1 protein-coding gene is annotated in these 1,315 nt (G+C 69.1%); it reads left to right on the top strand.

What is annotated here, in order from left to right; translation table 11 throughout:
- Window positions 1-1,244, top strand: a 1,244-nt coding sequence (locus I0Q12_RS11550) for an FAD-dependent oxidoreductase (protein WP_197252049.1), incomplete at its 5' end; no start/stop codon positions are given.
- Window positions 1,245-1,315: the final 71 nt, after the last annotated feature.

The raw sequence follows: 1,315 nt of genomic DNA, 5'->3' as shown, positions 1-1,315 counted from the left end.
CGCCACTCGGCGTGGCGGTCGTCGGCGCCTCGCACGCGGCGGTGCACCTCGCCGACCGGTTGCGTGCCGGAGGTTACACGGGTGCGCTGACCCTGATCGGCGGCGAGCCTCACCTGCCGTATCAACGGCCACCGTTGTCGAAGGCGTGGCTGAAGGGCGACGGATCGGCCACCTCACTGGTGCTACGGGCCGAGAACCACTACGCGGACAACGGGATCGAGCTCCTGTCGGGCACCGTTGCGGAGAAGGCGGATCGGGACGGCGACGGCGTGATCCTGCAATTGCGCCGCGCCGACGGGTCCCGGGAGACACGCAGCTTCGACCGTCTGGTCCTCGCCACCGGCGCCCGCGCGCGCCGGTTGGAGATACCCGGTTCCGACCACCGTGACGTATTGGTCCTTCGCGAGCTCGACGACGCTAGGCGGCTGGCGGAGCGGATCGGCTGCGGACCGGTCGTGGTGATCGGCGGAGGCTTCATCGGTCTCGAGGTCGCGGCGACCCTCCGCGGCCTCGGCGCGGAGGTCACCGTGGTCGAGGCCGGACCCCGCCCGATGGGGCGGGCAGTCGGTTCGGGGACAGCCGATTTCCTGCTCGCCGCTCACGCGGAGATGGGTGTCGACATCGCCCTCGCTGCGGAACCGACGGAGATCGTCGTCGCCGGCGACCGTATCCGGGGGGTGCGGCTCGCCGACGGTCGTGAAATTCCTGCTGCGACCGTGCTTGTCGGTGTCGGGGCGGAGCCGCGTACCGAGCTGGCGGAACAATTGGGGCTCGAGTGCGACCGCGGTGTCGTCGTCGACGAACAGTGTCTGGCATCGGACGGTCGCACGCTCGCGATCGGTGACTGCACGATCCAGGTGTCCCGCAGCGGTGGCAGGGTCAGGCTCGAATCGGTCGACAACGCGATCGAGCAGGCGAATGCGGCGGCGGCGACGATACTCGGCCACGACGTTCCCCAGCGGCCGGCACCGTGGTTCTGGTCCGATCAGGGATCGTGGAAGCTCCAGATCGTCGGGCTCGTCGACGAGAACGCCGACGTCGTGATCCGCAGCGACATCGGCAAACCCCAGCGACGCGTCACACTGTATTTCGCGGAGGACGCGCTGATCGCCGCGGAATGTGTCAATGCACCAGCAGATTTCGTGGCGGTGCGGTCGGCACTCGCGCGGGGGGTCCGCCCCTCACGGGACGAACTCGCGGACAACGGTGTTGCCCTGAAGAAGCTGCTTGCGGCTCTCGGCTAGGCAGGTGACACCGCGCAATCGGGGGAGGGGGGCAAAAAGATGAGGCGGTGCGACCCGCAACCGGGTCGCAC

This window comes from Rhodococcus sp. CX, from assembly GCF_015865005.1.
Taxonomy (GTDB): Bacteria; Actinomycetota; Actinomycetes; order Mycobacteriales; family Mycobacteriaceae; genus Rhodococcus.
The sequence above is the reverse complement of the archived record's forward strand: the minus strand, read 5'-3'. Positions and strand labels throughout refer to the sequence as shown.